Source organism: Methylobacterium sp. FW102-HT35C08 (assembly GCF_058790235.1).
Window position 1 is genome coordinate 734,618 of the sequence record NZ_JBYTCL010000002.1, and the last position, 23,021, is coordinate 757,638.

27 protein-coding genes are annotated in these 23,021 nt (G+C 69.7%); 14 read left to right on the forward strand and 13 right to left on the reverse strand.

What is annotated here, in order from left to right; genetic code table 11:
- Positions 1-12: 12 nt before the first annotated feature.
- Positions 13-1,230 (reverse strand): flagellar motor switch protein FliM, encoded by a 1,218-nt coding sequence (gene fliM / locus AC3WSN_RS03655; protein WP_492543000.1) that lies wholly within the window; start codon positions 1,228-1,230, stop codon positions 13-15.
- Between the two features lie 61 nt (positions 1,231-1,291).
- Positions 1,292-1,837, reverse strand: coding sequence for a flagellar basal body-associated protein FliL (fliL, locus tag AC3WSN_RS03660; RefSeq protein ID WP_492536370.1), 546 nt, complete (start codon positions 1,835-1,837; stop codon positions 1,292-1,294).
- Between the two features lie 255 nt (positions 1,838-2,092).
- On the opposite strand from fliL, the gene flgF reads away from it, so the two are divergent.
- The 4 genes from flgF to flgH are packed head-to-tail and all read left to right on the forward strand — an operon-like array spanning position 2,093 to position 5,592.
- Complete coding sequence (flgF, locus tag AC3WSN_RS03665; protein ID WP_192708723.1) at positions 2,093-2,833, forward strand: flagellar basal-body rod protein FlgF; 741 nt, start codon at positions 2,093-2,095, stop codon at positions 2,831-2,833.
- Between the two features lie 13 nt (positions 2,834-2,846).
- Positions 2,847-3,638, forward strand: a complete 792-nt coding sequence (gene flgG, locus AC3WSN_RS03670) for a flagellar basal-body rod protein FlgG (protein ID WP_192708724.1) — start codon at positions 2,847-2,849, stop codon at positions 3,636-3,638.
- A 34-nt stretch (positions 3,639-3,672) separates the two neighbouring features.
- Entirely contained in the window at positions 3,673-4,806 is a 1,134-nt protein-coding gene (gene flgA, locus AC3WSN_RS03675) for a flagellar basal body P-ring formation chaperone FlgA (protein WP_192708725.1), read from the forward strand.
- 36 nt (positions 4,807-4,842) lie between these two features.
- Complete coding sequence (gene flgH, locus AC3WSN_RS03680; protein ID WP_192708726.1) at positions 4,843-5,592, forward strand: flagellar basal body L-ring protein FlgH; 750 nt, start codon at positions 4,843-4,845, stop codon at positions 5,590-5,592.
- A 6-nt stretch (positions 5,593-5,598) separates the two neighbouring features.
- Here the strand turns inward: flgH and AC3WSN_RS03685 are convergent, their stop codons facing one another.
- The 5 genes from AC3WSN_RS03685 to AC3WSN_RS03705 form a co-directional block, all read right to left on the reverse strand.
- A complete protein-coding gene (locus tag AC3WSN_RS03685) occupies positions 5,599-6,897 on the reverse strand; it encodes a Gfo/Idh/MocA family protein (RefSeq protein ID WP_492536373.1) in 1,299 nt (432 codons plus the stop codon).
- An 85-nt stretch (positions 6,898-6,982) separates the two neighbouring features.
- Complete coding sequence (locus AC3WSN_RS03690; RefSeq protein ID WP_492536375.1) at positions 6,983-7,351, reverse strand: PilZ domain-containing protein; 369 nt, start codon at positions 7,349-7,351, stop codon at positions 6,983-6,985.
- Between the two features lie 101 nt (positions 7,352-7,452).
- Positions 7,453-8,208 (reverse strand): phosphatase PAP2 family protein, encoded by a 756-nt coding sequence (locus AC3WSN_RS03695; protein WP_492536377.1) that lies wholly within the window; start codon positions 8,206-8,208, stop codon positions 7,453-7,455.
- Positions 8,209-8,239: 31 nt separating this feature from the next.
- Positions 8,240-8,755: a 2'-5' RNA ligase family protein gene (locus AC3WSN_RS03700; RefSeq protein ID WP_492536378.1), complete on the reverse strand. Its 516-nt coding sequence runs from the start codon at positions 8,753-8,755 to the stop codon at positions 8,240-8,242.
- 25 nt (positions 8,756-8,780) lie between these two features.
- Positions 8,781-9,896, reverse strand: coding sequence for an SPL family radical SAM protein (locus AC3WSN_RS03705; protein WP_492543002.1), 1,116 nt, complete (start codon positions 9,894-9,896; stop codon positions 8,781-8,783).
- 73 nt (positions 9,897-9,969) lie between these two features.
- Here AC3WSN_RS03705 and AC3WSN_RS03710 point away from each other — a divergent pair, with 73 nt between their 5' ends.
- A complete protein-coding gene (locus tag AC3WSN_RS03710) occupies positions 9,970-10,938 on the forward strand; it encodes an alginate O-acetyltransferase AlgX-related protein (protein WP_492536380.1) in 969 nt (322 codons plus the stop codon).
- Here the strand turns inward: AC3WSN_RS03710 and AC3WSN_RS03715 are convergent.
- Positions 10,932-11,156 carry a hypothetical protein gene (locus AC3WSN_RS03715; RefSeq protein WP_192708733.1) on the reverse strand — a complete coding sequence of 75 codons (225 nt, stop codon included), beginning with the start codon at positions 11,154-11,156 and terminating at the stop codon, positions 10,932-10,934. The two genes, AC3WSN_RS03710 and AC3WSN_RS03715, sit on opposite strands and share 7 nt — an antisense overlap.
- Positions 11,157-11,420: 264 nt before the next feature.
- On the opposite strand from AC3WSN_RS03715, the gene AC3WSN_RS03720 reads away from it, so the two are divergent.
- The 5 genes from AC3WSN_RS03720 (at position 11,421) to AC3WSN_RS03740 (ending at position 15,031) form a co-directional block, all read left to right on the forward strand.
- Complete coding sequence (locus AC3WSN_RS03720) at positions 11,421-12,398, forward strand: glutathione S-transferase family protein (protein ID WP_492536382.1); 978 nt, start codon at positions 11,421-11,423, stop codon at positions 12,396-12,398.
- Positions 12,399-12,630: 232 nt separating this feature from the next.
- The gene (locus tag AC3WSN_RS03725) at positions 12,631-13,098 is read left to right on the forward strand and encodes a hypothetical protein (protein ID WP_192708735.1); all 468 of its coding nucleotides are present in this window, start codon (positions 12,631-12,633) and stop codon (positions 13,096-13,098) included.
- Between the two features lie 81 nt (positions 13,099-13,179).
- Positions 13,180-14,094, forward strand: a complete 915-nt coding sequence (gene trxA / locus AC3WSN_RS03730) for a thioredoxin (RefSeq protein WP_492536384.1) — start codon at positions 13,180-13,182, stop codon at positions 14,092-14,094.
- Between the two features lie 49 nt (positions 14,095-14,143).
- Positions 14,144-14,812: an LON peptidase substrate-binding domain-containing protein gene (locus AC3WSN_RS03735; RefSeq protein WP_192708737.1), complete on the forward strand. Its 669-nt coding sequence runs from the start codon at positions 14,144-14,146 to the stop codon at positions 14,810-14,812.
- 12 nt (positions 14,813-14,824) lie between these two features.
- Positions 14,825-15,031 carry a Trm112 family protein gene (locus AC3WSN_RS03740; protein ID WP_192708738.1) on the forward strand — a complete coding sequence of 69 codons (207 nt, stop codon included), beginning with the start codon at positions 14,825-14,827 and terminating at the stop codon, positions 15,029-15,031.
- A gap of 201 nt (positions 15,032-15,232) precedes the next feature.
- Here the strand turns inward: AC3WSN_RS03740 and AC3WSN_RS03745 are convergent, their stop codons facing one another.
- The 3 genes from AC3WSN_RS03745 to AC3WSN_RS03755 all read right to left on the reverse strand — a co-directional run bounded on the left by AC3WSN_RS03745 (position 15,233) and on the right by AC3WSN_RS03755 (position 18,327).
- Positions 15,233-15,451, reverse strand: coding sequence for a GCG_CRPN prefix-to-repeats domain-containing protein (locus tag AC3WSN_RS03745; RefSeq protein WP_492536386.1), 219 nt, complete (start codon positions 15,449-15,451; stop codon positions 15,233-15,235).
- Positions 15,452-15,721: 270 nt separating this feature from the next.
- Complete coding sequence (locus tag AC3WSN_RS03750) at positions 15,722-17,413, reverse strand: methyl-accepting chemotaxis protein (protein ID WP_492536388.1); 1,692 nt, start codon at positions 17,411-17,413, stop codon at positions 15,722-15,724.
- Between the two features lie 209 nt (positions 17,414-17,622).
- Positions 17,623-18,327, reverse strand: coding sequence for a sigma-70 family RNA polymerase sigma factor (locus tag AC3WSN_RS03755; RefSeq protein ID WP_492536390.1), 705 nt, complete (start codon positions 18,325-18,327; stop codon positions 17,623-17,625).
- Between the two features lie 201 nt (positions 18,328-18,528).
- On the opposite strand from AC3WSN_RS03755, the gene nthA reads away from it, so the two are divergent.
- Genes nthA through AC3WSN_RS03770 form a run of 3 tightly spaced genes read left to right on the forward strand, consistent with a single transcriptional unit; the run spans position 18,529 to position 20,164 of the window.
- Complete coding sequence (gene nthA, locus AC3WSN_RS03760) at positions 18,529-19,185, forward strand: nitrile hydratase subunit alpha (RefSeq protein WP_192708742.1); 657 nt, start codon at positions 18,529-18,531, stop codon at positions 19,183-19,185.
- On the forward strand, positions 19,182-19,841 hold the full coding sequence (gene nthB, locus AC3WSN_RS03765; RefSeq protein WP_492536392.1) for a nitrile hydratase subunit beta: 660 nt from the start codon (positions 19,182-19,184) through the stop codon (positions 19,839-19,841). The genes nthA and nthB overlap by 4 nt, the downstream gene beginning before the upstream one ends.
- Complete coding sequence (locus tag AC3WSN_RS03770; protein WP_492536394.1) at positions 19,838-20,164, forward strand: nitrile hydratase accessory protein; 327 nt, start codon at positions 19,838-19,840, stop codon at positions 20,162-20,164. The genes nthB and AC3WSN_RS03770 overlap by 4 nt, the downstream gene beginning before the upstream one ends.
- 246 nt (positions 20,165-20,410) lie before the next feature.
- Here the strand turns inward: AC3WSN_RS03770 and AC3WSN_RS03775 are convergent, their stop codons facing one another.
- Both AC3WSN_RS03775 and AC3WSN_RS03780 read right to left on the reverse strand, forming a co-directional pair.
- The gene (locus AC3WSN_RS03775) at positions 20,411-21,277 is read right to left on the reverse strand and encodes an MBL fold metallo-hydrolase (protein WP_492536396.1); all 867 of its coding nucleotides are present in this window, start codon (positions 21,275-21,277) and stop codon (positions 20,411-20,413) included.
- A gap of 206 nt (positions 21,278-21,483) precedes the next feature.
- Positions 21,484-22,494 (reverse strand): SDR family oxidoreductase, encoded by a 1,011-nt coding sequence (locus tag AC3WSN_RS03780; RefSeq protein ID WP_492536397.1) that lies wholly within the window; start codon positions 22,492-22,494, stop codon positions 21,484-21,486.
- A 180-nt stretch (positions 22,495-22,674) separates the two neighbouring features.
- On the opposite strand from AC3WSN_RS03780, the gene AC3WSN_RS03785 reads away from it, so the two are divergent.
- Positions 22,675-22,935 (forward strand): hypothetical protein, encoded by a 261-nt coding sequence (locus AC3WSN_RS03785; RefSeq protein ID WP_492536399.1) that lies wholly within the window; start codon positions 22,675-22,677, stop codon positions 22,933-22,935.
- Positions 22,936-23,021 lie beyond the last annotated feature (86 nt).

The window sequence follows — 23,021 nt, forward strand, 5'->3', positions numbered from 1 at the left end:
GGACTCTCACCCCTAATTGTCCGACCGGTTGTTCATCGAGGCCTCGTAGGCCTGGATGGTCGTGCGCGACCGGCGCAGCGGCCGGGTGACCTGGACGGCGATGTGGCCGTCGACCCGGCCGATCCGCCCCTGCGTCAGCGCCCAGTCGCCGCAGCGCACGGTGATGAGGTCCGACGGCTTGGCGTCGAACATCAGCGTCTCGCCGACCTTGAGGCTCATGACCTGCTTCAACGGCAGCATCATCTCGTGCAGCACCGCCTCCATGGCCACGTCGGCCTGCCAGATCTCGGTGGCGAGATGGCCTTCCCAGATGTGGTCGCGGCCGAGCTTCTCGCCCATGAAGCTCTGGGTGAGCAGCTCGCGGATCGGCTCGATGGTCGCGTAGGGAAACAGGATCTGCAGCATGCCGCCGCGCCCGTCGACGTCGAGGCGCAGGCTGATCAGGATCGCGGCGTTGCCCGGCCGCGTGATGGTGGCGAAGCGCGGATTGGTCTCGATCCGGTCGATGCCGAAGCTCACGGGCGAGAGCGGCTGGAACGACAGCTCCAGGTCGCCCAGCACGATCTCCACGAGGCGGCGCACCAGGGTCATCTCGATGGCGGTGAACGGACGGCCGTCGAGGCGGCTCGACAGGCCGCCGCGCTTGCCGCCGAGCAGCAGGTCGAAGGTCGCGTAGGCGAGGTTGGAATCGACCGTGACGAGGCCCGAATTCTCCCACTGCTCGGCGCGGAATACGCCCAGCAGCGTCGGCAGCGGGATCGCGTTGAGATAGTCGCCGAAGCGGACCGAGGTGATGTTGTCGAGGGTCACCTCGACGTTGTCCTGGAACAGGTTACGCAGGGAGGTCGACAGCAACCGGATCATCCGGTCGAAGACGATCTCCAGCATCGGGAGGCGTTCGTACTGGACGACGCCCGAATCGACGATGGCCTGCACGCCCCCGGCCCCGGAGGCCGAGAGCTCGCGCATGGAGAAGCCGAGGACGCCGTCGATCTCGTCCTGGTTGAGCACCCGGTCGTTGCCGGCGAGTTCGGGGAGGTTGTCGCTCTCCCCGTCCTCGATCATCGTCGCCCATTCGGCGGCGACGTCGCCCGCGTTGCGCGTGGTGCCCTGCTCGGCGAGGGCCGCGCCCCATTCCTCGGCGAGCGACGTGTCGCCGCCCTCAACGCCCTGCTCCAGGAGGGCCGCCGACCAATCGTCCTCGGGAAGTTCGTCCTCGGGTTCCATCAGGCGTGCTCGATCAAGCCTTGGCGCGCGGCCTTCGCGTGGCGTGAAAGGGTCTCGGGCCGGATCACTGGACGATCACGTCCTTGAGCAGCACGGCCTCGACCTTGGCGGGATAGAGCGCGATGTTGACGCGGCGCAGCAGCTCCTCGCGCAGCCGGAACAGGCCCACCGAGCCGGTGAGATCGCTGGCGCGCAGCTCGCGCATGTAGATCTGCAGCGCGTCCTCGACGCGCGGCATCAGCGGCTTCACCTCCTCCTCGACCTTTGCGTCCTTGAGCTCGAGGGAGAGCCGCACTTTGGCGTATTTCGTCTTGTCCTGAGGCATGTCGGGGCTGAGGTTCAGGAGCATCTCGCGCACGTCGACGAAGACGACCTGCCTCTTGCCCTCCGGCCCGGCGCCGTGACCGCTGCCGTGACCGCCTTCCGCGGCCTCCTTGCCCTCACCGTGGTCCCCGCCCTTGCCCATCATCATGAAGGCGCCCGCACCGCCGCCCGCCACCACCAGGACGGCGACGGCCACCATGATCATGAGCTTCTTCTTGCTCTTCGGGGCGGCTTCGGCTCCGGCCTCGCCTTCCCCGGCGGAGGCCTTCTTGGGCTTCTTGGCCATGGAATAATGCTCTCTCGCGGATGTCCCCGCGCCGGGTACATCCGGATATCGGAGCATCACGGTTAACGCGCCGTTAAGCGGGCAATTCCTGCCGAGTCAGGTTTGCCGTGGCACAGTCCGGACCGGCCGGACCGACCGGCGGATTTCCGGATAAGTCTTTCCGAAAACTCAGCAAATTGCCACACGACCTCTTGGCACAGCGCATGCTGAAGGGATCGTTGCCGCCACCGCGGCGCACGAGTCCCAGAGTCCACGATGCAGAATGCCCTCTTCGTCGGCGTATCGAGCCAGATGGCGCTCCAGCGCGAGCTGGACGTGATCGCCAACAACATGGCGAACGTGTCGACCACCGGCTTCAAGGCCCGCAACAGCCGCTTCCAGGAATACCTGATGCCGGTGGCGAGCGCGGATTCGTTCGCCCGGCCGGACCGGCGCCTCTCCTACGTCATCGACCAGGGCACCGCACTCGACCTTGGGCAGGGGCCGGTCGAGCAGACCGGCAACCCGCTTAACGTCGCCGTCAAGGGCTCCGCCTTCATCGCCGTGCAGTCGCCCCAGGGCGAGCGCTACACCCGCAACGGCGCGTTCGAGCTGGACGCCCAGGGCACGCTCGTGACCAGCGACGGCAACAAGGTCGTGGGGGACGGCGGCCCGATCACCATCAACCCGCAGGAGACCGGGCTGGCGATTGGTCCCGACGGCACGGTCTCGACCAATCTCGGCATCCGCGGGAAGATCAAGCTCGTCACCTTCGCCAACCCGCAGCGGCTCACCAACGAGGGCGCCAATCTCTACGCCTCGCCGGATCCGGCACGCCCGGCCGGGATCGACGGCCGCCTGGAGCCGGCCGCGCTGGAGCGCTCGAACGTCCGCCCGGTCATCGAGATGACCCGGCTGATGGACGTGAACCGCTCCTACGCCATGGTGTCGAGCATGATCTCCCGCCTCGACGATCTGCGGGGCACGGCGATCCGCCGCCTCGCCGACGTCGCGTAAGGGGGCCTGACCGATGCGCGCCCTCTACTCCGCCGCCACCGGCATGGCGGCCCAGGAACTCAACGTCCAGGTCATCTCGAACAACATCGCGAACCTGCGCACCACCGGCTACAAGCGCCAGCAGGTGCACTTCCAGGATCTGCTCTATCAGAACCTGCGCCGGGCGGGCTCCTCGACCTCCGAGCAGAACACGCAGCTCCCCGCGGGCCTCGCCCTCGGCTCGGGCGTGAAGACCACCTCCACCGCCCGGGTGATGTCGCAGGGCACGCTCTCCTCCACCGAGAAGGACTACGACGTCGCGATCCGCGGCGAGGGCTTCTTCCGGGTCACCATGCCGGACGGCCGGACCGCCTACACGCGGGACGGCTCCTTCGACCTCTCGGCCCAGGGCCAGCTCGTCACCCGCGACGGCTACCTGCTCGATCCGGCGATCACCGTGCCGCAGACCGCGACCTCGGTGACGATCAGCGCCACCGGCGCCGTGCAGGCGACGCTGCCGGGACAGACGGCGCCGCAGGCGCTGGGCCAGTTCCAGCTCTCGCGCTTCGTGAACAAGGTCGGCCTCGAGTCGATCGGCGACAACCTGTTCATCGAGACGGCGGCCTCCGGCCCGGCGATCAGCGGCCTGCCGGGTGCCGAGGGCTTCGGCAACCTCCAGCAGAGCTACCTGGAGGAGGCGAACGTCAACGCCGTCACGGAGATCTCGTCGCTGATCGCCGCGCAGCGCGCCTACGAGATGAACTCCAAGGTCGTCACCGCCGCCGACCAGATGCTCTCCACCACCACCCAGATGTTCCGCAGCTAAGCGCGCAGTCCGCACCCGCTCCAGGTCCCCGATCATGTATGCCGGCATGCTCCCCGATCCCGCCCTCGAGACCGTCGTCCTACCCCTCGTCAGCACGGCGTCCGACGAGAGCGACCTCAGCCCGCTCGTCCGCCGTCCCCGGCCGCGGGTCGTCCCCCTCGGCACGGCCGTCATCCTGCGCGCGGTGCTCGCCGTCCTGACCGTCGCGGTGCTCGGCGTGCTCGCGATCCCCGCCATGGCCCGGGCCGACGGCCTGCGCCTGCGCGGGGACGTGACCGCCCGCGGCGACGTCCTGACCCTTGCCGACCTGATCGAGGGCGCGCCCTCGACCCTCGCCGCCCGCCCGCTGTTCCGCTCCCCCGCGCTCGGCGCGACCGGAACAATCCAGACCCGCCGCATCGTCGAAGCGGCGACGGCGCTCGGCGTCACCGGTCTGGAGACCGGAGGCCGGCTGCAGATCGCCGTGCAGCGCGCCGCCCGCCGCCTCGGCCCGCCGGAGATCGAGGCGGCGCTCAAGCACGGCCTGGAGACCGGCTATGGGCTCGATCCGCGCACCGTCGCGGTGCGCTTCGACGGCGACGGGCCGACCCTGCTGGCGCCGGTGGACCTCGAAGGGCAGGCCGCCGCCCTCGACCTGAGCTACGACCCGCGCTCCCGCCGTGTCGCAGGCCTCGTCAGCCTGGGCGAGCGCCAGGCCTCGCTGCGGGTCTCGGGCGTGGTCATCGAGATGCGCGAAGTGGCCGTGCTCGCCCGCGCGCTCAACCGCGGCGAGGCGGTCAGGGACGGCGACATCGCCCTGGAGCGGCGCCCGCGCGACGCCGTCGCCACCGACGCGCAGGCGAGCGCCTCCGCGATCCTCGGGGAGGTCGCCCAGCACGCGCTGTCGGCCGGCACGGTGCTGCGGGTGTCCGATACGGCGCCGCCCGAGCTGGTCGCCCGGGGCGAGAACGTGACGATCGTCTACGAGACGCCGAGCATCAGCCTGCAGATGCGCGGCATCGCCAACGAGAGCGGCCGCATGGGTGCCGTCGTCAACGTCGTGAACGTGACCTCCAAGAAGGTTCTCCAAACCACCGTGATCGGGCCCGGCCGGGTCTCGGTGAGCCCGGGCCCCACGGCCCAGCAGGGCGCCCCCGCGCAGGTCCAGGCCACCGCCTCCCTGCGCTGAGCACCCATCTTGTTCGCGTCAAAGAGTAACCGTCCGATGGCCAGCCGCATCGTCCTGAACCCGCTCGCCGCCGCGCTGATCGCCGGCGCGCTCGGTGCCTGCAACACGGCCGACCGCCTCTCGCAGGTCGGCGCGACCCCGGCCCTGTCGGCGATCGAGGATCCGACGACCCAGCCCGGCTACAAGCCCGTGCGGATGCCGATGCCCGACGTCCAGCCGGTCTCCTACGCGCCGAACTCGCTCTGGCGCACCGGATCGCGCGCCTTCTTCAAGGATCAGCGCGCGGCCCGGCTCGGCGACCTCCTGACCGTGAAGGTCAACGTCACCGACCAAGCAAACATCAGCAACGAGACCAAGCGGTCGCGAGCCAACACCGAGAGCTTCGGCCTGCCGAACGCCCTCGGTCTCGAGAACAACGCCGTCGGCAAGGCCTTCGGGGTCGGCGGCACGGCGCTGCTCGCCGCGACCTCGGCGACCGCCAACGACGGCGCCGGCTCGGTCCAGCGCGCCGAGACCGTGACGACGAACGTGGCCGCGGTCGTCACCCAGGTCCTGCCCAACGGCAACCTCGTGGTGGAGGGCAAGCAGGAGATCCGGGTGAATTTCGAGATCCGCGAGATGGTGGTCGCCGGCGTCGTCCGGCCGGAGGACATCGAGTCCGACAACACCATCGATTCGACCAAGATTGCCCAGGCCCGGATCGCCTATGGCGGCCGCGGCCAGATCACCGACGTGCAACAGCCGCGCTACGGCCAGCAGATCGTCGATATCCTGCTGCCGTTCTGAGGCGCCTCAGCTCGGCTCCTCCGGCTCCGGCCCGCGAGTCACGTCGAGGCCCGCGCCGGCACCCTGGGGCGGGCCGACCTTGACGGGCGCGCCGGTGCGCGCGGCCTCGTAGATCGCCTCCATCAGCACCTGGTCCTGCAAGCCCTCCTCGCCGGGGGTGCGCGGGCGCAGGTTCTCTTGGATGCACCGGGAGAAGTGATCCATCTCCAGGGCGAACTGGTTCTTGGCGCTCAGGACCTTCTCGTCCCGGGCGGCGTTCTTGCCGTCGCGGTGGCCGATGTAGAGCCGCTGGCCCTCGTACGCGAAGGCGTTCTGGAGATCGACCGACGCGTTGCTGGTGTGCAGGGTCAGCGAGCGCGCCTCGTAGACGCCGTAGCTCGACATGCACTGCGCGATCACCCCGGACGGGAAGCGCATGGTGAAGCTCACCGTCTCCTCGACCTCGCGGTACTTCGGATCGTCGGGCGGCGAGTGGATCTGCGCCTGGATCAGCTCCGGCTCCTCGCCCAGCACCGCGCGGGTGGTGTTCAGGCAGTAGAGCCCGATATCCGGCAGCGAGCCGCCGCCCGCCAGCGCCTTCTTGAGGCGCCACTGCTCGGGCAGGCCGGTGGTCTGGCCGTTGAAGGCCTGAATCGTCCGGGGTCGGCCGAACTCGCCCGAGCGGGCGATCCTGATCACCGCGCGGTTGTGCGGCTCGTACTGGCAGCGATAGGCGATCATCAGCTTGACGCTCGCCTTGGCGCAGGCCGCGATCATCTCGCGGCACTCGTCCGAGGACACGGCCATCGGCTTCTCGCAGAGCACCTGCTTGCCGGCGGCGGCGGCCGCCACGACGTTGTCCCGGTGCACGCCGTTCGGCGTGACGACGTAGACCGCCTGGACGTTCGGATTGGCCTTCAGCCGATCCCACTCGTCGTAGCCGTAGACGGCATCCTCGGGCAGGCCGTACTGGCGCGCCACGAGCTTCGCCTTCTCGGGCGAGCCCGACATCACCGCGGCCAGCCGCGAGCGCTTAGTCTCCCCGAAGGCCGGCAGGATCTCGTCGAGGCTGAGGCGCCCGAGGCCGATGACGCAGTAGCCAACGCGCTGGCCCGGTGTTTGTGGGGACGGGGTCGGCGCCGGGGGACGATCCCCGGAGCCGCGCCAGTTCGGGAACATCACCCGGCCGCCCTGGACCGCGCCGGTGTCGGCCGGAACGGACGGTGCCGGCGGGGCCGCCTGCGCGGAGCCTCCCATCGCGGCGCCGGCCAGGGCGCCCCCGGCGGCCAGAAGATTACGTCGTGAGAGCCGGTTGTCGTCCGCCATGAGCCTCGCCGTATCGCCGGATTGCAGTGACGGCGCCGGAGCGCCGCAGCATGGGCCGGGTGCCAGCGCTGGCCGGACCGCCCACTCAGTGAACGCGACCGGGTTCCGGGCTGTTTCCACCCAGGAGCGCGGCGCGCAGACGCGCCACCTCCATCTCGCTGGCGGCGAGGCGCCGGGCGACCGCCTCCGGCGCGGAGGCAGCCTGCGTCACGTCGAAGCCGAGGCCGACCGCCGCGCCCGACCGCCAGGCCACGAAGACCCGCCGCGTCTCGTTCCGGCAGGGAATCGACAGGTCGAAGCAGTCCGGCAGGATCGTCTCGGCGGCGACGCGGATTCTCGCGCCGTCCAGGGACACGTCGCGTACGGTACAGTCGAGTTCCGGCAGGAAGGCGGCGACGCGCACGCGGCCGCCGAGGCAGACGCGGCGGCGGGCGGTGCGGCGGCGGTCGATCACGATCGCTGATCCTCGAAGACGTCGATGCCCCGACAACCGCCATCCAGCCCGGACTGTACCGCGACGTCCATCTTAACCTGTGGTTTACCTTAACGACGTGGTCAGGCCGGCGGCGGGTCTGGCGCCTCGACCTCGCCACGGCGCTGAAGTTGCAGGGCGACGAACCAGCACAGGCTCGCCCAGGCCGCACCGATGCACCAGCCGGCCAGCACATCGCTCGGCCAGTGCACGCCGAGATAGATGCGGCTGAGGCCGACCAGCAGCGTCAGGCTCACGCCGAGCGCCAGTACCAGAGCCTTCGCGCGCCGATTGCGCTCCACCCGGGCGATCAGGGTCGCCAGGGTCAGGTAGGCGATCGCCGACATGGTGGCGTGGCCGCTTGGGAAGCTCGCGGTGAACACCTCCATACCGTGCGGCACGAGGTCCGGCCGGGGCCGTTGGTAGAAGACCTTCAGCACGGTCGAGACCAGCTCGCCGCTGCCGACCGCGGCGAGAACGTACAGACCGATCCGGCGGCGCCCGGACACCGCCAGGTAGGCGGCGACCGCGCAGGTCAGGAACAGGACCGTGAACACGCTGCCGAGGCCGGTAATGTCGCGCATCGTCTCCTCGAGCCAAGGCGGCCCGATCGGGTCGGACAGGTCGGCCGGGTTGCGCAGGCTCAACAGGATCCGACGATCGAGGGCGGCGGTGGATCCCTCGCCGACCTCGTGGGCGAGGTAGAAGAAGCCGTAGCCCAGGATGCTAAGGCCGAGCAGGGCAACGAGGGGCCCGACCTCGTTGAGCCGCAGCCGCAGCCAGACCGCCGTGGCGGGCCGGATCAGCCGGTTGTCCCGGAGGCTCGCCGGCGCTCTCACGATGCGACCTCCAGACGCGAGGTGGTGGCCATCAGGCGTTTTCTCCGAAGGGCAGACGCGCGACCGCGTCCCAAGGACCTCCGAGGTAACGCCAGAGCAGGGTCGCGGGCGCCGTGAAGCGGAACGGAGCGAACCCCGCCGAGAGGTCGGCATGGAGCGCCCGGGCCTTCTCGGGCGCGACCTTGTTCTGCACGGTGACGTGCGGGCGCCAACCCTGCCGGTCCTGCGCGGTGAGATGTGGCTCGAACTCCCGCGCGAGTCGAGCCCGGAAAGCCGCCAGCGGCTCGGATTCCAGCACGTAGGCGACGCCCCGCCCAGTGAAGCGCAGGCCCGTCACGGCGACCTCCGGGGGCGGCAGGGTGCGGGCGAGGGCGGAGATGGCCTCGATCACGCCGCGCTCCCGATCGCCCGGCAGGTGGTGGAACAGCGTGGCGTGGGCCGGGATGACGTTCAGCGTCTCCGGGAAGTAGCGCCGCCGCTCGCCGTCGAAGCGCGCAAAGGTCGGCTCGTCGAAGGCGAGCGTCAGGATCAGGGGGGCATCGTTCATGCGGGCGAGATGGCGCCCGGGGCGCTCAGGTCCAGTACAGCACGCGGCCCGCCGGCAGGATGCGCGCCATGCTGTCGGTGAGATGCGCGCGCATGGCCTGCATCAGCGGCTTCGGAAAGACGTGCTTCACGGAGCCGAATTTCGTGCGCTTCTCCACGCGCTCCGCCTCGTCGAGAGGCAGGTCCGAGCCCGGATACCATCCGCGCAGGACCGCCTTCGAGCCGGGGGTGAACCGGTGGGTGATGAGCTCGGCCGTCAGGTCGAGGTCCGGCACGCCGGACAGCGCGTCGGCGGCATCGCGGATCAGGTCGGTGTAAGCCTCCTCCCAGCCCGGCACCGGCAGGATCGGCGCGATGGTCAGACCGACCGGATAGCCAGCGCGGGCCACCTGCCCCAAGGCGGCGAGCCGGGCGTCGAGCGGATCGGTGCCGCCCTCGTAATGCGCGGCGGCGCGGGCATTCACCGAGAAGCGGATGCGGGTGCGCCGGTTGTGCGGTAGGTCGAGGAGCGGGGCGACCGCGGCGAACTTGGTGGTGAAGCGCAGCTGCACCGGGGCGTCCCAGGCGCCGAAATGCCGGATCGCTTCCGAGAGCGAGCCGGTCAGATGCTCGATGCCGAGCGGGTCGGTGTAGCAGGAGGCCTCGAACGTGGTCCCCTCGTGGGCCCGCTCGGCGGAGGCCGAGGTGACCGCGCCGCGCCCGACATAGGCGGCGAGGTTGCCCAGGATCGTATCGAGATTGGCGTAGGCTCGCGTGACCGGCGGCCCCTGGAGCGAGCCTGCGAGGTAGCAGTACTGGCAATGAGCCGGGCAGCCCTCCGCGAGGTCGAAGCGCCAGTCGGCCGAAGGCGGGATCGGCTGCAGCCGCAGCTTTGTCGGCGGCGCCACCGTCAGGGCGAGCGTGGCCTTGGCAGCCGCGTAGGCGCGGCGTGGATCCGGCTCACGCGGGCTCGGCAGGCGGTTCGCGCTCAGGCGCTCCACCGGCAATCCCAGCGCCTCGGCTCGGGCCAGCATGGCCCGACCATGCGCATGTTCCAGCGCGGCCGGCGTCACCAGCACCCGGCGCGGGCGCCACAGGCGTGCGGACCGGGGGCGGGCCGTCGGGTCGGGAGCATCGAGCGCGAGAGCGGACGAGGGCGGCATCCCTAGCGAACGCATGGGCTGCCGCACCGGGTCCGGCCTAGTCGCCCGGTCCCGGTGCGGCTAAAGCACCGCCATGTCTGCAGGCAGAGAAAGCGTACATGTCGGCCGCGACGGCTGGTTGTTTCTCACCGGCGGCACCAACCGCGTTCTGGACCGGTACCGGGGCGGCCTGCGGCACTGGCTGCTGCTCCGGGGTTGGGTGCGGCTGATCCGGGCGCGGGCGCGGCGGGCGGACAGCCTCGGCATCCGCTGCCTCCACGTGATCGTCCCGGAGAAGCTGTCGGTCTACGACGACAAGACCTACGGCCTGCGCTACGCGCCCGCCAAGGCCTCGACCCGGCGTCTGGCGCGATATCTCGCGCGTCACCCGGCCTACCTCGATCTTCTGGCCCCGCTGCGCGCGGCCCGGAACGGGCCGGTGCCGCTCTATCTGCGCACCGATACGCACTGGACGGCGCAGGGATGCCTGCTGGCCTATCGAGAGATCATGCGGGCGCTCGGGGCAATCCCGCCAGCCGATATCGGCACGCGCCCCGGCACCGTCTCGGACCAGCTCATGGACCTCGGCGAGAAGCTTCCCGAACGACCGCGCGAGCGGGTCGAGCGATTCATGCTGCAGCGCGATGCCAAACGGGTCGAGACGGGCGCCTATCTCGCTGCCTACGAAGCGCAGGGGCGCGACCGGGAGGTGCATGTCGGCGCGCATGTCATCTACCGGAACGAGGCGCCGACCGCCGATCCGCGCCGTCTCGTGCTGTTCGGCGATTCCTGCGCGCATTTCGACCCGTTCCTGCTGACGGGTCTGCTCGCCGAGAGCTTCCACGAGGTCCATTTCGTCTGGTCGTCGAGCCTCGACTGGGCCTATATCGAGCGCGTCCGGCCCGACATCCTGCTCTTCGAGCTGGCCGAACGCTTCCTGGCCCGGACGCCGAACGACGATTACGACGTCGCTGTCGCGGGCCAGCGCGGGACCGGAGGCCGCCTCGCGCGGATCCAGAAAGAGGGCCTGGACGCGAAGCGACCTGCGCCCGAGCTTCAGTAGATCGCCGGATCCATGCGGGTGAAATCGCTGATGCTCGCCGCCTGATACTGCGCGAAGGATTCCGGCGCGTAGGCGATCCCGATCATCAGCACCAGGAGGGTTGCAAGGCACGCGAGCGTCGCCGTGACCACGTCCGCGTGGCGTCGCAGGGCGTGGATCACCAGGCACCCGAACGTGAACAGGGCCGCCTCGGCAACGGGCACCAGCGCGAACGACATCACTCCACCTCCGTTCGATGTCCCGCCGAGATCGGGCAGTCCTTCGGACATGCGGCGGGCGAGCGCTTGAGACATGGCCGATCTTGCTGCACTGCAACAGAAGGGTGCGTGCAAACCTGCCTTGCGCGGAATTCGCGGGCGGCCGGGAACGAACGCCGCGCGCATGCCGGAGTTAACGCGGCCTCAAGAATTCATCCGGCCGACTTTCCGCGCGCCGCACCGTGCCCATCTCGTCCGGGATCTCACCGGGAACGGGATAGGGCGATGGGTCTCCTCGTAGACGGCGTCTGGCGCGACCAATGGTATGACACCGCCGCGACGGGCGGGCGCTTCGAGCGCAAGGCCTCGGCCTTCCGAAACTGGGTGACCGCGGACGGAGCACCGGGCCCGTCGGGCGAGGGCGGCTTCCGCGCCGAGCCCGGCCGCTACCACCTCTACGTCTCGCTGGCCTGCCCCTGGGCCCACCGCACGCTGATTGGGCGTGCCCTCAAAGGACTGGAGGAGGCGGTCACCGTCTCGGTGGTCGATCCGCATATGGGCGCGGAGGGCTGGGTGTTCGGCGATGCACCCGGCGCGACGCCGGACTCGATCCACGGTGCCCGGCGCCTCTACGAGGTCTATCTGGCGGCCGACCCGTCCTATAGCGGCCGCGTGACGGTGCCGGTGCTGTGGGACCGGCAGCGCGCGACCATCGTGTCGAACGAATCCGCCGAGATCCTGCGGATGCTGAACGATGCCTTCGGCGGCACCGGGCCGGATCTCTACCCCGAAGACCTGCGCACCGAGATCGACCGCCTGAACGCCCGCGTCTACGACCGTGTGAACAACGGCGTCTACAAGGCGGGATTCGCCACCGCGCAGGACGCCTACGCGAGTGCCTTTGAGGCCTTGTTCGCGGAACTCGACGCGCTGGAGGAGCGACTCGACCGGAACCGCTATCTCTGCGGCGACCGGCTGACCGAGGCGGATATCCGTCTGTTCACCACATTGGTGCGGTTCGACGCGGTCTATGTCGGCCACTTCAAGTGCAACAAGCGCCAAATCGCCGATTATCCGAACCTGTCGAATTACCTGCGCGATCTTTATACCCTTCCCGGCATCGCGCCGACGGTGAACCTGACTCACATCAAGCGGCACTATTATGAGAGCCATCCGTCCATCAATCCAACTGGGATCGTGCCGCTCGGACCGGATCTGGACTTCTCGGCCCCGAACGACCGTGCCCTGCGGTTCGGCGCGTAGCGGGCTTCTCCCATCGGCTTGGCTTTTCCCAGCGTTATTGCGAGCGAAGCGAAGCAAGCCAGGGTCGCGGGACATGCGCGAGCGTGCCGTCGCTGGCTTGCCTCGCCCGTGGGACGGGGCGGGCGCGTCCAGCCGGTTGCCGCCCGTCCGAGGCCGGACAATGTGCCGTGCCCCTCGACGGCCGTCAGGGCGCGCCTAATTCGGCTCTCGACCGGAGGATGCCTGACACGCCATGACCAACAGCCTGCGCCTCGCGCTGCTCTGCGCCCTTCTCAGCCTGCCGTCCGCGGCGCGGGCCCAGGCGGCGTTGCGGTTGGAAGGCACCTGCGAGAAGCTGATGATCGGCCCGCAGGACCTGAGCCAATCCTGCAGCAACGTCCTGACGAACGCGGTGAGCCGGAACCGGACGAGCTTCGATTTCACCACCGCCGACGGTCAGACGGTCAGCTTCAGCGGCAACGGCGCCCAGCAGGAGGCCACCGAAGAGACCGACCCGCTCCAGCCGATCAATGTCGTGACGATCGGCAAGGATGCCGGTCCCACCCTGGCGATCGGCGCCTGCCGCTTCTCCACACCGGAACCCGGCCGCACCGCCATCACCTGCGAAGCCAACGCGGCCGATGGCCGAGCTTTCGCGGGAACGTTCGTGACGGCGGCCAAGGCGGCGGCCGGGGCGCCTGGCGCCGCACCGGCCCGCTGAGCCGACGGCATTCGGGCTGGTCAGACGACCTCGGAAGCCCCATTTAAGGCCCTTCTCGAAAAAGGTTCCGAAGCGAGACCAATGCTCAATGACACCCTCGCCGGGAGCGGCGTCCCGGCCGGCGATACCGGCTCCCTGATCAAGGACACCACGACAGCGGGCTTCCGCCAGGACGTGATCGCCGAGTCGATGCACCGGCCGGTGCTGGTCGACTTCTGGGCGCCCTGGTGCGGGCCGTGCAAGCAGCTGACCCCGGTGCTGGAGAAGGTCGTCCGGGAGGCCGCCGGCGCCGTTGCCCTGGTCAAGATGAACATCGACGAGCATCCCTCGATCGCGGGACAGCTCGGCATCCAGTCGATCCCGGCGGTGATCGTCTTCCAGAAGGGCCAGCCGGTCGACGGCTTCATGGGCGCGGTGCCTGAGAGCCAGATCAAGGAGCTGATTGGGCGCGTCGCCGGCCCGGTGCAGGATCCGGTCGAGGCGGCGCTCGCCGACGCGGCCAGCCTGATCGAAGAAGGCGACCTCGCGGGCGCCGCCGAGATCTACGCCGCCGTGCTTGAGCAGCAGCCCGACAATGTCACGGCACTGGCGGGCCTCGCCAAGATGCAGCTGGACGCGGGCGAGATCGAGAACGCCAAGCGCGTGCTGGCGATGGTTCCGGAGGCGAAGGCCGGCGATCCGGCGCTCGCCGGCGTCCGCGCCGCCCTCGAGCTCGCCGAGCAGGCCGCCTCCCTCGGCGATCTCGCGGGGCTGCAACGGGAGGTGGAGGCCAACCCGGATGCCCATCAGGCCCGGTTCGATCTCGCGCTCGGCCTCGCGGCGCGCGGCGAGCGCGGCCAGGCCGTCGATCAGCTGATCGAGCTGCGCAAGCGCGACAAGGACTGGAACGAGGACGGGGCGCGCAAGCAGCTGCTGCAGTTCTTCGAGGCCTGGGGCGTGATGGACCCCGACACGATCCGCGGCCGGCGCAAGCTCTCGGCGCTTCTGTTCTCGTGAGGCGCCGGCTCGCGCGCCGGCCCACCCATCGGTCCCTCTGGGAGGCGCCATGAGCACCCATGCGAGCTACAAGGGCCCCGCGGACTGCCCGGCCGTGATCCCGGTCTTCCCCCTGTCGGGGGCGCTCCTGCTTCCCCGCGGGCAGATGCCGCTGAACATCTTCGAGCCGCGCTACCTGGCGATGGTCGACGACGCCATGCGCACGGACCGGATCATCGGCATGATCCAGCCCGATCCCGAGAGCCCGGGTGCGGCGGCGAACCCGAAGCTCTACCGCGTAGGCTGCGCGGGGCGCGTGACGCAATATGCCGAGACCGGCGACGGCCGCTACCTGATCTCGCTGACCGGCATCAGCCGGTTCCGGGTCGAGAGCGAGATCGCCTCGGTCGGTCCCTACCGGCGCTGCCACGTCTCCTACGACGCCTTCGCGGTGGACTTCGAGCCGCGGGCGGGCGAGGAGCATGTCGACCGCGAGGGTGTCCTCAAGGCGCTGCGCGACTTCGTGGAATCGAACGATCTCAAGGTGGACTGGGCCGGGATCGACGAGGCGCCCGACGAGGCGCTGGTCAACGCCCTGTGCATGATGAGCCCGTTCGGCGTGCGGGAGAAGCAGGCGATGCTGGAGGCTCCCGACCTGAAGACCCGGGCCGAGATCCTGATCGCGGTCACGCAGATGGAACTGGTTCGCGGTTCGGGACCCGAATCGCCGATGCAATAGGTTGCAGCACCGATGTCCAACGACCTCACCGCCCCCGTCGAGGCGACCCGCGTCGACCCGAAACTCCTGGAGATTCTGGTCTGCCCGCTGACCAAGGGCACACTGGAATACGACTCGGCCCGGCAGGAGCTGATCAGCCGGTCGGCAAAGCTCGCCTACCCGATCCGCGACGGCATCCCGATCATGCTGCCGGAGGAGGCCCGGCCGCTGACCGAGTGAGGCCCCCCGGGTTTCGGCTGTGATCGCGGACAGCCCGGCGACGCGCTTCGTTGGGCGATCCGCAGGCGAAGCGCCGCCGGCTTGCCTCGCTGTCCTCGGACGACCGGATGTGGATGGCTGAATCCGTCCGCATCCGGCTTTCTCAAAGCCCACTTGATGGCGCGACCGCGGGTGGTTTCGCTCGCGAGACCGAATCCCGGATCAGCGGCACCACCGCGTTCCGTAGGGACCGTAGCCCGCGACGCGGCCGCGATGGCGCAGGCACCATGCCTGGTTCTGCCCGCCCCACACGCAGCGGCCCCAGGCATTGCGGTGGCCGTTCGGACCGCAGGCGCCCAGCGCGGAGGCGGGTGCCGTAGCTGAGCCCAGGGTGACCGAGAACGCGATCAGTCCGATCACCGCGAGCAGGGGTTTCTTCATCGGACATCTCCTCCGGGACGACCGTCTGCGAGCCCGCGTTCGAGCGGGCGGCTTCTGCGGCGCCACTGCAGGACCATCGCGTCGAGGCGTTGCTCCAGTTCTGCAGTCCGGCCCGGGACGTAACGTTATGTAACGGCACAGGCTGGCCTCCGGCTCAGCCCGGCGCCGGATCGGCACGCGTCCCGGACCGACGACGGGAACACGGCCCCGGCAACGACGAAGCCCGCCGCGGCGGATGCCGGGCGGGCCTCGAATGGGCGAAAGGCTGGATCAGGCCGCTTTCACGCCGGCCAGAAAAGCCGAGACCTCGTGCGTGAGGCTCTCTGAATGCCGGGCCAGCTCCTGCGCCGAGCTGAGGACCTGCGTGGCGGCCGCGCTCGTCTGGCCGGCCCCCGTCCGCACCGCACCGATATTGTGAGTGACCTGCTCGGTACCGCGGGCGGCCTCCTGGACGTTGCGGGTGATCTCCTGCGTCGCCGCGCCCTGCTCCTCCATGGCGGCGGCGATGCTCGCCGTGTAGGCGGACATGTCGCCGATCACGCGGGCGATCTGCTGGATGTCGGCGACGGCCTCCCGCGTGGCGGACTGGATCTCCGCGATGCGCTCGCCGATCTCACCGGTGGCCCGACCGGTCTGACCGGCCAGTTCCTTCACCTCGGAGGCGACCACCGCGAAGCCGCGCCCCGCCTCGCCGGCCCGCGCCGCCTCGATTGTGGCATTGAGCGCCAGCAGGTTGGTCTGGCTGGCGATGTCGGTGATCAGCGAGACCGCCGTGCTGATGCGCTCGGCCGTGCCGGTCAGCCTCTGCACGGTCGCGTCGGTCCGGCGCGCCGTCTCGACGGCCTCGTCGGCGATCCGCGACGAGTGGCTCACCTGATGGACAATCTCGGCGACGGAGGCCGACATCTCCTCGCTGGCCGCCGCCACCGTCTGCACATTGGCGGAAGTCTGCTGGGCGGCGCCGGCCGCCGAGACACTCTGGTCCGTGGTCTCGTCGGCGGTGGCGGTCATCGCCCGCGCGGTGGCCTCCATCTCGGTGGCCGCCCCAGCCAGGCTCTGGGTCAGCACGGAGACGCTGCGCTCGAAGCTCCGGGTCAGGTCGTCGAGCACGTTGGCGCGGCGCATCTTGGCCTGGTTCTCCGCCTCCTGGGCGGCTGCCAGAGCACGCGCCTCCACGGCGTTCTCCTTGAACACCTGCAGCGAGCGGGCTAGAGAGCCGACCTCGTCCCGGCGCTCGGTCCCGACGACCGACACGTCCAGGTCACCGGCTGCCAGGCGGCCCATGTCGGCCGCCATCGCGTTCAGCGGGCGCGCCACCCCGAAGACCGCGATCGCGGCGAGCAGGCCGGTCGCGGCCAGCAGGCCGACAGCCGCCAGGATCGTCAGCGTCGTCGCGGCCGAGGCGGCGATCTCGGCGGCGCGCTCCTGCGCGGCCTTCAGATCACGCTGGTTCTCGGTGATGCGGCCGTTGAGCTCATCGATCAGCTTCAGCCGGACGTCGCGGCTCGCGCTCCCGGAAATCTTGGCGGCCATCTGCTTATCGCCCGCCAAGCCGTAGCCCATGCCCTTCTCGACGGAGGCGAGATAGGTCACGAGCTGAGACTTGATCGCCGCGTTCACGCCGCGGCGCTCCGGCGAGCTGGAGAGCGCGATCAGTTCGTCGGCCAGCGTCAGGGCGCGGCTCTTGTCCGCCTCGAACTGCTTGGCCTGCCGGGCGAGCACGCTCGGATCCGTCTCGATGATCGCGTTCTTGTCGCGGATCGTCGTCTCGTCGATGGCGAAGGCGAGTTGCTGGACGCGGATGACGCGTCCGGCGCTGACTTCGACGGTGTCGCGGGTGATCGCGTCCAGCGTGTTCAGGTTTGATCGCGCCAGCAGGACCATCCCGAGAGAGACCGCGATCAGGATCGCGACCGGGATTGCCAGCTTGCTGATGAGCTTGAGATTCTTGAGGGTATTCATCCGCCGAGCAAGAGGGAACAGGCGCGAATATCAGTACGGTCCCATCGCAGCTGATGGTGCGCTTTTGGGATCTCAACCTTAAGGCGTAATTAAACCGGGACGCAGCGGAATAACTCCACCGCAGCGTGTGTCATGCGCCAAGCGACACCACGCCGGGTGCCCCCTCGGACTCCACGCATCGGCTCATCCGATGCGGCGGCAGGTGGCCGTCACGCCGACGGCACCTGCCCGGCCACCACGACGCCGAGGGTATCGAGCAGCGACGATCGCGCCCGGCTGACCCGGCTCTTCACGGTGCCCACCTGGCAGCCGAGCAGGGTCGCGGCCTCCTCGTAGGTGTGCCCTTCTGCGCCGACCAGCAGCAGCGCCTGTCGTTGCGCTGCCGGCAGGCCGCCGAGGCGCTCCCAGACCACCTTGAGCGTGCTGGCATCCTCCTGGTCGGACGGGCTGGTCATCTGGCCGGCATGGGTCCCGTCCACGTCCTCGACCTCGCGCCGGTGCTTGCGCAGCTCCGAGTAGAACTGGTTGCGCAGGATGGTGAACAGCCACGCGGTGAAATTCGTGCCGGGCCTGAACCGCGCTTGGTTGGCCCAAGCCTTGACGAAGGTTTCCTGCACGAGATCGTCGGCGCGGCTCACATCCCCGACCAGCGACAGCGCGAAGGTGCGCAGGGCCGGAAGCGCCTTGATGATGTCGGTGCGGAAATCGAACGCCACGCTCTGACCGTGCGCCGCGATGGCCGCCTCGAAGCGCGCCACCAGCGTGGCGAGCTGCGCGGGCAGAGGCTCCTGCTCGACGATCTTGAAATAGTCTCGGATCGGCAGGGCGAGATGCTGGCCGAGGACCGCCGCGTAAGCGCCCGCGCTCCGGTCGTCCCCCGGCTCGGCTGCCGGCTTCGCGGCGTCATCCATCATGGCCGTACCCTAAATCCTCTCCAGTTGGTATACTGGAATCGATCTAACGTCGGTACCTGCATAATTCTGAACCGATGCCAAACGCTCCCGGCGGCATCGGGTTGTTTGGGCAAGGTGTTCGGGGGACCGACGATTGATATATCGTGGCGCGCAGGACGGCGGCACGACGCGCACCTTGGAGCGTGCGGGGAAGAGAGCGGGATGAGCCACGATCACGCGCATCACGACCACGATCATGATCACGATCACGGTAGCGATTTGAGCCCCGTGGAGGCCCGGGTGCGGGCGCTCGAATCCCTGCTCACCGAGAAGGGCTATATCGACCCGGCGGCCCTCGATGCCCTGGTCGAGCTCTACGAGACCAAGGTCGGCCCGCATGCGGGCGCCCGCGTGGTCGCCCGAGCCTGGGTGGATCCCGATTACCGGGCGCGCCTTCTGGCCGACGCCACGCCGGCCATCGCCGAACTCGACATCGGCGGTCGTGGCGGCGAGCACATGGTGGTGGTCGAGAATACGCCCGAGACCCACAACCTCGTCGTCTGCACGCTGTGCTCCTGCTACCCCTGGCCGGTGCTCGGCCTGCCGCCGGTCTGGTACAAGGCGCCACCCTACCGGGCCCGGGCGGTGATCGATCCCCGCGGTGTGCTGGCCGAGTTCGGGGTGACGCTGCCGGAGACCACCCGGATCACCGTCTGGGATTCGACCGCCGAGACCCGCTACATGGTCCTGCCGATGCGACCCGCGCAGACCGAGGGCTTCTCCGAAGAGGCGCTGGCCGCCCTCGTCACGCGCGATTCCATGATCGGGACCGGCCTGCCCACGGCCATCCCGGCCGCGCCCGTGGAGATGACGGTATGAACGGCGCCCAGGACCTCGGCGGCGCGCACGGTTTCGGGCCGGTGGTGCCGGCGCCGGACGAGCCGGTCTTCCATGCCGCGTGGGAGCGGCGCGTTTTCGCGCTGGCGATGGCCATGGGCTACACCGGCGCCTGGAACCTCGACGGCAGCCGCGCCAACCGCGAGTCCCTGCCGCCGGCCGAATACCTCGCGTCGAGCTACTACGAGATCTGGCTGAAAGCCCTGGAGAAGCAGGTCGCCGACACCGGCCTTGCGACGCGGGCCGAGATCGAGACCGGCCGATCCGCGGAGCCGGCCAAGCCCGTAGCCCGCATCCTGGCCCGCGAGGGCCTGGAGGAACGCTTCCGGGCCGGCTTCCCGAGCAGCCGCGCCGCCGATGCCCCCGCCCGCTACGCGGTCGGCGACACGGTCCTGGCACGCAACATCCACCCGACCGGCCATACGCGGCTGCCGCGCTACGTGCGCGGCAAGCGCGGCCGGATCGTGCGTGTCGACGGGGTCTTCGTTTTCCCCGACACCAACGCCTATTGGGCGGGCGAGAACCCGACCTGGCTCTACACGGTCGCCTTCACCGCGCAGGACCTTTGGGGCGAGAGCGGCGACCCGGACGGCGTCGTCACCGTGGCGGCCTTCGAACCCTACCTGGACCCCGCGTGACCGAACCGTCCCCGAGCAACTTCGCGGCGCCCTGGGAGGCGCAGGTCTTCGCCCTGGTGGTCTCCCTGCAGGAGTCCGGGCTGTTCACGTGGTCGGAATGGGCGGACTGGATCGGCCGGGAGATCCGACCCGCGGATGGCCCTGAGCGCGCGGCCGATTACGGCGCGTGGCTGGCGACGCTGGAGACGATCCTGGCCGAGCGCGGCGTGGCCGGATCGGAGAGCGTCGCCGCGCGCACCGAGGCGTTCCTGCGCGCCGCCGCGGCGACGCCCCACGGCCAGCCGATCCGCCTGGAGAACGATCCGCTCCATCGGCCACGCTGAGGTTCACGTGGCCGTGCAAGCCTCCGATCCGTGCTCGCCCCACCGACGGAGGCCGGCGCGAACCAACGGACCTCCGGCACGCCACCCTGTCATTCCGGGGCCGCGCAGCGGAGCTCGGACTCCAGAACCGCTGTCGGTGCAAGATCCTGACACGTCGGCGGCTCTGGGTTCCGGGCTCGCCTGCGGCGACCCGGAACAACGGAACGAATGGGCCGGGCCGCCGTTCCGCGAACCCGGTCCTGTCCCCTAAACCTGCAGCCCATCGAGCGGCACGGGGGCAGCGTGCGACCGGCCGCTCATCAGCTGGTCGAGGAGCGCCAGCACCTCCGGCCGGCCGCAATTGCGCGCCGGCTCGAACGGCGTCCAAGTCTGGACGAAGTCGAGGCGCTCGAACACGTCCCGGTAGCGGCGCAGCTCGCTCGGGGTGAGCGGCACGCCACGCACGAAGGCCTTGTGGGCCGAGATCGTAGTCGCCCGCCGGAAATCCGCCGGGTCGAGCTCGAACTTGAGCGCGTCGCCGCAGAAGCAGATCTTACGTGACCGGTCGTAGAGGACGGCGTGGCCGTCGAAGTGACCGGCGGTGCGGTGCAGCTCCAGGCCTGGAAGCGGCTCGAGGAAGTCGTCGTAGGGCCAGCTCACCTGCAGGGCCGCGCTCCAGGTGAAGTCGGCCGCCGGCAGGCACAGTTCCGGATCGAACCGGTCCTGGAGTTGCGGCAGCGCCCCGTAGGAATGCGGGTGCGAGGCCGAGAGCACCGCCATGCCGCCGAGCCGGGCGATCTGGTTGAGGGCGGCCTCGCTGAAGACCGGGCACCCCTCGAAGCCCATATTCCCGTGCTCGGTCTGGATCAGATAGGCGGAGGGGCCAATGCCCGAGACCGGCTCGTTCCAGAACCGCCACACGCCCGGCTCCAGCTCCTGCCAGTGACACGGGAAGGCGTCCTGCGCCTCCCGCGCGGTGCGGAACCGCCAGCCGTCCTGCGGCACCACGTGACGGGCATCGAGGCATAGCGGACAGGCGGCGGGCGTTTCGAAGTGGCGCTGCCAGAACCCGCAATTGTCGCAGGTGTAGGCGGGCAGCTTCAGAGCGCCCGCGAAGGGCAGGTAGCCTGGCATCGTCTCGGACCTTCCTCAGGGCGGTGAGCGTCATACGGCCCCGGTTGACGTCGCCTTCTCCGTCATCGCGCGCGGAGCGAAGCGACCCACGGCAGCGCGACCTCGTTCAGCGCAGCGCAACTGGATTGCTCCGCTCCGCTCGCGAGGACGGCGGCAGCCCTTTCAACCGGAATGGATGTAACAGGCGGCGCGTACAGGCGCAGCCGTCACGTCCGCCCCGGCAGCCGGCGCGCCGAGCGGGCGGCGTGGACGGTGCCGGCGAGCCCGATCAGCGCCAATCCGGCGAGACCGCCGACCACGAGATCCCGGGTGCGGCTCGTGACGAACTCGCCACGGCTCGCCTTTGTCCGCCCGGAAAACCGCCCATCGATCCCGACCGGGCCGGGCACGGCTTCGTAGAGGTTGCCGTCCATTTCCGGGATCGTCTCGTCGGAGAGCTGCGCCGACCACATGGAGGCGGCCTTGCGGTCGGCGAGCGCCGGCGCCAGGGCCTGGGCGGCGGCCATCATCATCGACGAGCGCCCGACCCAGACTTCCCGGCGCGGATGCTCGACGGCGTACAGGATCGCTTCGGCACAGAGCCGCGGGTCGAAGACCGGATCAGGTGCATACTGGCGATGCCCGGTGCGGTTGCGCGCCCAATTGAACTGGGGCGTGTTGACCGCCGGCAGGTAGACGACGCTGAGGCTGACATCGACCCGGTCGTGAAGCAGCTCGCAGCGCAGGGCATCGGTGAAGCCCGAGACCGCGAATTTCGCCGCGCAGTAGGGCGCCTGCAGCGGCGCCGCCCGAATTGCGAGGCCGGACGAGACCTGGATGATCGCGCCGCGGTTGCGCCGCTTCATGAAGCGCAGGGCGGCGAGCGTCCCGTAAACCTGGCTGAGATAGGTGGTCTCGGTGACCCGCCGGTACTCGTCCGGCGTGATCTGGTCGGCCGGGTTCACGATGGTCGACATGGCGTTGTTGACCCAGGCGCGGATCGGGCCGAGTTCCCGTTCCACGCGCTCGGCGGCGGCGTCGACGGCCTTTGGATCGGCGACATCGGCGCTGAGCGCCAGGATCGGCTGACCGTAGGCGGCAAGCGCCCGTTCCGCCGCGGCGAGCCGACCCGGGTCGCGCGCGATGATCGCAACCGACCATCCGCTCGCGGCGAGCCGATGGGCCGTTGCGAGACCGATCCCGGCGGTGCCCCCGGTAACGACCGCCACCCGTGCCATATCCACCTCATGCAACGACGAAAGTTCGATCCGGCAACACGGATCGAACGCCGCAGTTGCGTCGCTTCCCTACGCCGAATCGTCACGGCGGCGCTGATTTTGGGATCGACGACGCAACGACCGCCGAAGACCGCTGTTGATTGCCTGTACCGCCTCGTGCGGACATCGAGGGTCGATGCCATGCATTATGGACGACGCTTCTCCCTGCCGATCGATCCCTGGCCGCAGGCTTCCCTCGGGGAGCGAACGGCGGTCGGGATGGTCCTGACGTTCCTGCTGCTCGTACCGGCCTGCGCGGCCGGTGTTGTCCTCCTCGTGACTGCCGCGCTGGTGGCCCATGTCGACCGGTCTTACGATCTCGGCGCGTCCCTGCGCGCCCTGATCGAGCGACGCCTCGGCTTCCGCTCCAGCCGGAAGGACCGCATCGTCTGGAAGGCGTGAGGACGGCCGCGCGGCGGGCCTGATCTGCAGAGGTGCCGGCTCGCACGGCGAGCATTCGGCGCGACCGTGATTGCTGTGCGTTCTCA

Coding starts and splice junctions, on each gene's coding strand:
- fliL (WP_492536370.1), bottom strand. CDS start 1,837: ATGGCCAAGAAGCCCAAGAAGGCCTCCGCCGGGGAAGGCGAGGCCGGA.
- flgF (WP_192708723.1), top strand. CDS start 2,093: ATGCAGAATGCCCTCTTCGTCGGCGTATCGAGCCAGATGGCGCTCCAG.
- flgG (WP_192708724.1), top strand. CDS start 2,847: ATGCGCGCCCTCTACTCCGCCGCCACCGGCATGGCGGCCCAGGAACTC.
- flgA (WP_192708725.1), top strand. CDS start 3,673: ATGTATGCCGGCATGCTCCCCGATCCCGCCCTCGAGACCGTCGTCCTA.
- flgH (WP_192708726.1), top strand. CDS start 4,843: ATGGCCAGCCGCATCGTCCTGAACCCGCTCGCCGCCGCGCTGATCGCC.
- AC3WSN_RS03685 (WP_492536373.1), bottom strand. CDS start 6,897: ATGGCGGACGACAACCGGCTCTCACGACGTAATCTTCTGGCCGCCGGG.
- AC3WSN_RS03700 (WP_492536378.1), bottom strand. CDS start 8,755: ATGAACGATGCCCCCCTGATCCTGACGCTCGCCTTCGACGAGCCGACC.
- AC3WSN_RS03705 (WP_492543002.1), bottom strand. CDS start 9,896: ATGCCGCCCTCGTCCGCTCTCGCGCTCGATGCTCCCGACCCGACGGCC.
- AC3WSN_RS03710 (WP_492536380.1), top strand. CDS start 9,970: ATGTCTGCAGGCAGAGAAAGCGTACATGTCGGCCGCGACGGCTGGTTG.
- AC3WSN_RS03715 (WP_192708733.1), bottom strand. CDS start 11,156: ATGTCGTTCGCGCTGGTGCCCGTTGCCGAGGCGGCCCTGTTCACGTTC.
- AC3WSN_RS03720 (WP_492536382.1), top strand. CDS start 11,421: ATGGGTCTCCTCGTAGACGGCGTCTGGCGCGACCAATGGTATGACACC.
- AC3WSN_RS03725 (WP_192708735.1), top strand. CDS start 12,631: ATGACCAACAGCCTGCGCCTCGCGCTGCTCTGCGCCCTTCTCAGCCTG.
- trxA (WP_492536384.1), top strand. CDS start 13,180: ATGCTCAATGACACCCTCGCCGGGAGCGGCGTCCCGGCCGGCGATACC.
- AC3WSN_RS03735 (WP_192708737.1), top strand. CDS start 14,144: ATGAGCACCCATGCGAGCTACAAGGGCCCCGCGGACTGCCCGGCCGTG.
- AC3WSN_RS03740 (WP_192708738.1), top strand. CDS start 14,825: ATGTCCAACGACCTCACCGCCCCCGTCGAGGCGACCCGCGTCGACCCG.
- AC3WSN_RS03745 (WP_492536386.1), bottom strand. CDS start 15,451: ATGAAGAAACCCCTGCTCGCGGTGATCGGACTGATCGCGTTCTCGGTC.
- AC3WSN_RS03750 (WP_492536388.1), bottom strand. CDS start 17,413: ATGAATACCCTCAAGAATCTCAAGCTCATCAGCAAGCTGGCAATCCCG.
- AC3WSN_RS03755 (WP_492536390.1), bottom strand. CDS start 18,327: ATGATGGATGACGCCGCGAAGCCGGCAGCCGAGCCGGGGGACGACCGG.
- nthA (WP_192708742.1), top strand. CDS start 18,529: ATGAGCCACGATCACGCGCATCACGACCACGATCATGATCACGATCAC.
- nthB (WP_492536392.1), top strand. CDS start 19,182: ATGAACGGCGCCCAGGACCTCGGCGGCGCGCACGGTTTCGGGCCGGTG.
- AC3WSN_RS03775 (WP_492536396.1), bottom strand. CDS start 21,277: ATGCCAGGCTACCTGCCCTTCGCGGGCGCTCTGAAGCTGCCCGCCTAC.
- AC3WSN_RS03780 (WP_492536397.1), bottom strand. CDS start 22,494: ATGGCACGGGTGGCGGTCGTTACCGGGGGCACCGCCGGGATCGGTCTC.
- AC3WSN_RS03785 (WP_492536399.1), top strand. CDS start 22,675: ATGCATTATGGACGACGCTTCTCCCTGCCGATCGATCCCTGGCCGCAG.